At 39.9% G+C, this 6,543-nt stretch carries 5 protein-coding genes; 1 reads left to right on the plus strand and 4 read right to left on the minus strand.

All coding sequences use genetic code 11. The features are described from left to right. From JW841_11145 to JW841_11160, 4 genes are all read right to left on the minus strand, one after another. On the minus strand, window positions 1-775 hold a 775-nt coding region (locus JW841_11145; GenBank protein MBN1961492.1), incomplete at its 3' end, for an ABC transporter substrate-binding protein. 202 nt (window positions 776-977) lie between these two features. Next, window positions 978-1,676, minus strand: a complete 699-nt coding sequence (araD, locus tag JW841_11150) for an L-ribulose-5-phosphate 4-epimerase AraD (GenBank protein ID MBN1961493.1) — start codon at window positions 1,674-1,676, stop codon at window positions 978-980. A 27-nt stretch (window positions 1,677-1,703) separates the two neighbouring features. Continuing rightward, window positions 1,704-3,212 (minus strand): L-arabinose isomerase, encoded by a 1,509-nt coding sequence (gene araA, locus JW841_11155; protein ID MBN1961494.1) that lies wholly within the window; start codon window positions 3,210-3,212, stop codon window positions 1,704-1,706. Window positions 3,213-3,272: 60 nt separating this feature from the next. Beyond that, window positions 3,273-4,964, minus strand: a complete 1,692-nt coding sequence (locus tag JW841_11160; GenBank protein MBN1961495.1) for a ribulokinase — start codon at window positions 4,962-4,964, stop codon at window positions 3,273-3,275. A gap of 427 nt (window positions 4,965-5,391) precedes the next feature. Here JW841_11160 and JW841_11165 point away from each other — a divergent pair, with 427 nt between their 5' ends. Then, window positions 5,392-6,447 carry a LacI family DNA-binding transcriptional regulator gene (locus JW841_11165; GenBank protein ID MBN1961496.1) on the plus strand — a complete coding sequence of 352 codons (1,056 nt, stop codon included), beginning with the start codon at window positions 5,392-5,394 and terminating at the stop codon, window positions 6,445-6,447. Window positions 6,448-6,543 lie beyond the last annotated feature (96 nt).

Below are 6,543 nucleotides of genomic sequence, written 5' to 3' on the forward strand. Positions count from 1 at the left end.
CCGTGGCATCCACTGATAATATTTTTACATCTTTGCCTGGTTTTAAACCTGCTTCTTTAATTGCTTGTGCCGCACCAAGGCCCATTTCATCATTTTGCGCAAATACGGCTGCAATTTCTTTGCCTGGATGCTTCTTTAGCCAAGCTTCCATAACTGCCTTGCCTTCTGTTGCACTCCAATTTCCGGTTTGGCTTTCAATAATTTTAATGCCGCATTCGCCCATTTTTTCACGAAATCCCTGACCGCGATCTTTAGCTGCAGATGAACCAACATTACCAACTAACTCAACTACATTTTTATTTTCGCTTCCTTTAAGCAATTTGCACATCTCAACAGCAGCTTTACGCCCTTCTTCAGCAAAATCTGAGCCAATATAAGTAGCATAGAGATCTTCAGGGGCATCAATGCGGCGATCCTCTAAAACTACAAGCTTATTAGCCGATTTTGCTTCTTTTAAAACATCTTCCCAGCCTGTTGTTTCAAGTGCAGCTAGAATAATAACATTAACTTTTGGATCAGCAATAAAGTTACGAAAAGCTGACACTTGATTCTCAAGCTTATTTTGTGCGTCATAAAATTTAAGCTTTATACCAAGTCGATTGGCTGTCTCTTTAAAAGAGCTAGTGTTTGCCGTACGCCAGCCTCCTTCTGATCCAGTTTGAATGAACCCGACTACCATATCTTTATATTGGTAAGTCTTCTTCTTACTAGCAAAAGATAAAGTCGGGGCAAGTATCATTAAACATACAAGAAACCATTTAAACTTCTTTTGCATCGGCTTTCCTCCACTCCCAAATTGACATGCTAATGTTAAGGTTTGATGACAAATAACTTGAAATGCTCACACTAAAACACTTAATATATAACATCGATATGATAGTTAGTTTGTGTTATTTACTCCTTTCTCTTAAAAACTACTTTAATAGTTAATCTAATTAGTAAAATGTTACATTGTTAACTTTTAAAAATTAGTTAGATTATAATTGACCGTAATAAGCCTCCTTACCATGCTTGCGGTTAAAATGTTTCTTAATAATATATTCAGGCAAACGCTGCGTCTGAGGCACAAGCGTTCGTGTAATAAAAGCCATTTTAGCGAGTTCTTCTAATACCGCTGCATGATACACAGCTTTAGCAGCAGTTTCTCCCCATGTAAAAGGTCCATGACCGGCCACTAAAACCATGGGAGTATGCAAATAATTACGCGTTTGAAAACAGTTTATTATTTGATTGCCGGTTGCAATCTCATAATCGCCAGCAACACTCTCGGCATCCAATAATTCAGCGCAAGGAATATCTTCAGTAAGAAAATCAGCATGAGTAGTGCCATAAATTGGAATAGCACTAGAGGTTTGTGCCCAACCGGTTGCATAGGGTGAATGGGTGTGAACAATGCCGCCTATACCAGTAAACCTACGATAAAGAATAATATGAGTCTTAGTATCCGAAGAAGGACGCAAGTCCCCTTCGACGATATTGCCATCGAGATCTACGACTACTATATCATTAGCAGAAAGTTGCTTATAGGCAACCCCACTTGGCTTAATTGCCAAAACTGCTTTTTCAGCATCAAATGCTGAAGCGTTACCAAATGTATAGATAGCTAGCTTTTGTTGCAGAATTTCCATATTAGCCAAATATGCTAGCTCCTTTAATTCGCTATATGGTGTTTGCATTAAAACTCCTGATAACCGCCAAAATTGTTAGCGAGACAAGCGATAAGCCATATCGTTTAAAAATAATTCCTGCTTTAACTCACGAATTTTTGTTTCACTATTAATAGAGATAAGCTCGATGCCGACCATGGTGGCATAGTCTTCAATTATCTTGGGATCGAGCGCCTGTGCAAAACTCGCATGATGCGATCCTCCTGATAATATCCAAGCCTGACATCCCTGTTTGAAATCAGGCCGTGGACGCCATAAGGCGTATGCCACCGGTAACTTAGGCATGGGATGCTGTGGGGCCACGACATCGAGCTCTCCCATAATGAGACGCATACGTCCACCCATATCAATTAAACTCACATTAATAGCCGACCCTAGTGCTGCCGCAAAAATTAAACGGCATGGATCTTTTTTACCCCCTATACCTAATGGATGTATTTCAAGTGCAGGACGCTCAGCCGCAATAGATGGACATACCTCAAGCATATGTGCACCGAGTACTAGTTCATCATTCGGTACCAAGTGATAGGTATAATCCTCCATAAATGATACACCGCCAGATAACCCTTGAGACATAACTTTCATAGCACGTACTAAAGCCGCAGTTTTCCAATCACCCTCAGCCCCAAAACCATAACCTGCAGCCATTAAACGTTGGCATGCTAGGCCTGGCAATTGTTCGAGTCCATATAAATCTTCAAACGTTGTCGTGAAGGCTTTAAAATTACCTTCATTAAGAAAAGTTTGTAGACCAATTTCTTGCCGAGCCGACTCGCGCAACTCTTGATGACGCTCAGCATTTTTTTGCAGTATTGGCATTAAATTGTATTGTGACTCATACTGTTCAATAACTGTAGTAATATCACTCTCACTTACGGCTTTAATGTGTTCGACTAAATCACTTACCCCATAGCCATTAATCGACCAGCCAAGTTGAATCTGCGCTTCAACACGATCACCACCGGTAACTGCAACATCGCGCATATTCATTCCACCTATACGAGCAATTTTAAGTTTTTGCCCATCGGCATAAGCTAGTGCTGCTCGCATCCAATTATCTAACTCATATGCAACATCATCATCACGCCAATGGCCAACTATTACCTTTCGCCTCTGACGTAATCGTGCACTGATAAAACCAAACTCGCGGTCACCATGAGCCGACTGATTTAAATTCATAAAATCCATATCGATTTTGTCCCAAGGTATCTCGCGATGATACTGGGTATGTAGATGAGCAAATGGTTTTTTTAGCTGCACTAAACCTGCGATCCACATCTTTGCGGGTGAAAAAGTATGCATCCAGGCAATGATGCCTATACAGTCAGCATTTGCATTGGCTTCAAGGCATGCAGCCTTAATACTTTCTGAATTAGTAAGTATATTTTTGCATACTATTTTAATCGGTAGTTCAACATTGCTATTAAAATAGTTAACTATCTCATTAGCATTGGTTGAAACTTGCTTTAAAGTTTCATCACCATATAAATGTTGAGTACCCGTGAGCAACCAAACTTCAGTACAATTAAGCTCTTTTTTAGACATTACTCATTCACCTGTATGATACTATATATAGCATTACCTGTTGTTTTTCGCCTAAATAGTTTAGCTCTTGTCAATATAATCTTGTTCAATGTATGTACCCATTTTTTCATACTTTCTATATAGTTTGTCATAAATATTAATATTTGCGACATTGGGTTGATAGATAGTTTGCTTTTTGCAGACCATAGCTTTTTGTGCTTCTTCAACACAGGGATAAAGACCTGCTGCTGTAGCAGCAAACATCGCGGCACCTAATGCAACTGATTGCTCTCCACTTGGTACTATAACTTTAAGATTCAGCACATCAGCTAAAACCTGCATAGCAAAAGAACTTTTAGTAGCCACTCCACCAATTGCGATAACATCATCAATTCGCACGCCAGCTTTTTTAAAACGAGAAGTAATAGCCCTAGATCCATATGCGGTAGCTTCAACTAAGCTTTTAAAGATTCGTGGAGCATCAGTACCTAATGATATGCCACATATAGCTCCTTTAAGACGATGATTGGCGTCAGGTGTACGACGACCATTCATCCAATCAATAGAGACTAGAGTATTTTCTTGCAGGTCAAGCGATTGCGCACATGCTTCTAAATCTACAAGTATACGCTTGCTAAGCGTATCACTTATTGTCTGCTGTGTTACGCTATCAGTAATAGCTAATGAAGGAAGAACTTCTTTTAAAGGCCACTCTAAAATATTTTTAAACCATGCGTAAACATCACCGAAAGCCGATTGTCCGGCTTCATACCCAATCATACCTGGTATAATTGAACCGTCAACCTGGCCACATATACCAGGAACAAAAATTTCACTTTCACCGGCGGGTGGTTTAGGCGTTACAAGCATGTCACAAGTGCTAGTACCTATAACCTTAAGCAGACTATGTGGACCTATACCCCCACCAACTGCACCCATATGTGCATCAAAAGCACCAACTGCAACAATGACATCATTAGCAAGTCCGAGCTTGTCAGCCCAAGTTCTGCAAATAATTGCAAATGGCTGATCAGCAGTATATGTCTGGGTACCGAAGGTAGATACCAATTTAGGAAAACTAGGATGCAGTTTTGCTAAAAAATCATTTGCTGGATAGCCATTAAATTCTTTGTGCCACAAAGCTTTATGACCAGCAGCACAACGACTACGTTTGATTTGATTTATATCCGATATACCAGTAAGTACCATCGGAATCCAATCACAATGTTCAATCAATGTAACCGCGGTTTTTTCTATCGCTTTGTCTATATTAAAAATATGAAGAGCTTTTGCCCAAAACCATTCGGCAGAATATAAACCACCAACGTATTTTAAATAATCACAAGGTTGCCAATTACCGACGAGTTCATTGATTAATTCAGCTTCAACGACTGCCGTGTGGTCTTTCCAAAGCATAAACATAGCATTAGGGTTCTCGCTGAAGGCAGGTAAGAGGGCGAGTGGTTGTCCCTGCCCATCAGCGAGCACCGGCGTTGATCCTGTTGTATCAACTGCAATACCTTTAATTTTATTAGTTACAGCTTTACCCGCCTGTTTCAATGCAGACTTAACCGATACCTCCATACTTTCAAGATAATCATATGGATGTTGTCGAAATTGATTTACGCTGGCATCACAATAAAGACCTGTTGACCAACGTGGATAATTTGAGACAGAAATACTAACAATTGTTCCATCATGAGCGTCAACAATAACAGTTCTGGCCGAATCAGTGCCAAAATCAATACCCACCACATATGCTTCATCGGCCATTAAAACACCTTGCAGTAGATTGCCTAGCAACTGTGAACGTTCACATTAAATTTTCTGGGACTGTGAACGTTCACATTCAAGTTGTCAAGAAGCAAATTATCCTATTTACAAAAAAATACTCACATGAGAGCCACTTGCAAAAGTCAATGGAATTAATAATTATAATAACAATAACGTCATTACCACGAAAGCCTCGTATCCGTAAATGTCCCGCAAAAACAATATGTTATGGACTCTAAGCTTTCGCGAGAGTGGCGAGGAAAAGGCTATTGTGTGACTTTTACAAGTGGCTCATGAAACAATGATTGCGCCGTATTTAAAAAAATATTCTTATTGTTTATACAGTTTAAATATGTTCAAGGTACTGTCATTTCTTAGATATTAAGAGTAAGTATCCAACTTGATAAATTTTATTTTTTAATTATTTATGAATTTAAAAACAAAAAATAAAAAAAACAAAATTTTTAAACGACGAGCTGCCGGAATAGTTGACGTCGCCAAATTAGCTGGTGTTTCATATCAAACGGTATCTCGTGTCATTAACCATAGTTCTCAAGTTCGACTTGAAACTCGCGAGCGTGTTCTTGCTGCTATTACAAAGCTTGATTATCATCCTAGCTTGGCTGCTCAGGCACTCGTCACTGGACGCTCTCGCACTTTAGGTGTGGTCAGCTTTGATACAACACTATATGGACCAGCCTCGACATTACTTGGTATTGAACAAGCTGCACATGAAGCCGGATATCACGTCGGCATCGCAAGTCTGCAGGCGCAAACTCGTGAATCAGTAGCGCTGGCGATTTTGCGCTTACGTAGCCAGGGTGTAGATGGCATTGTAGTTATTACCCCACAAAAACCCGCCGTCACAGCTTTGCAAAACTTGTCAATCGATATTCCCATTGTTGCTGTTGAAGCTGGACCTAATGACTCCGTACCTGTAGTTGCAGTTGATCAATTTGGTGGCGCTTTTATTGCAACTAGATATTTGCTTGAACTTGGGCATCACACTGTCTGGCATATTAGTGGACCTTCAGATTGGCTAGAAGCCGAACAGCGTATTGATGGTTGGCGTCAAGCACTAACTGATGCTGGCGCACCTATTCCACGACTTTGGCGTGGAGATTGGAGTCCACGCTCTGCTTACGAAATCGGACAACAACTTATACAACAACCTAACGTTACTGCAGTTTTCGTAAGTAATGATCAAATGGCATTGGGACTTTTACATCTACTATATGAAGCCAATCGCCATATACCACAAGATATTAGTATAATAGGTTTTGACGATATTCCTGAAGCAGCTTATTTTACCCCTCCGTTAACCACCGTTCGCCAAAATTTCACCGAACTTGGACGCCGTTGCTTAAAAATATTAGTTGATCAAATAGAAAATGGTGAGCGTAGTTATTCACGTACTGTAGTACCAACTGAGTTCATCATACGTCGTAGTTGCACGACTCCGAAAAATTCCAATGGTTATTAGTCAATCTTTTAACGGATCTTCTTTCAGAAAAAGGCCTAAAAAGTCGATAAAGCTTAATAAATACAAGTAAGTAGATAAAACATGGAATTAAAAAAG

The organism is Deltaproteobacteria bacterium (genome assembly GCA_016931625.1).
GTDB lineage: Bacteria > Myxococcota > XYA12-FULL-58-9 > XYA12-FULL-58-9 > JAFGEK01 > JAFGEK01.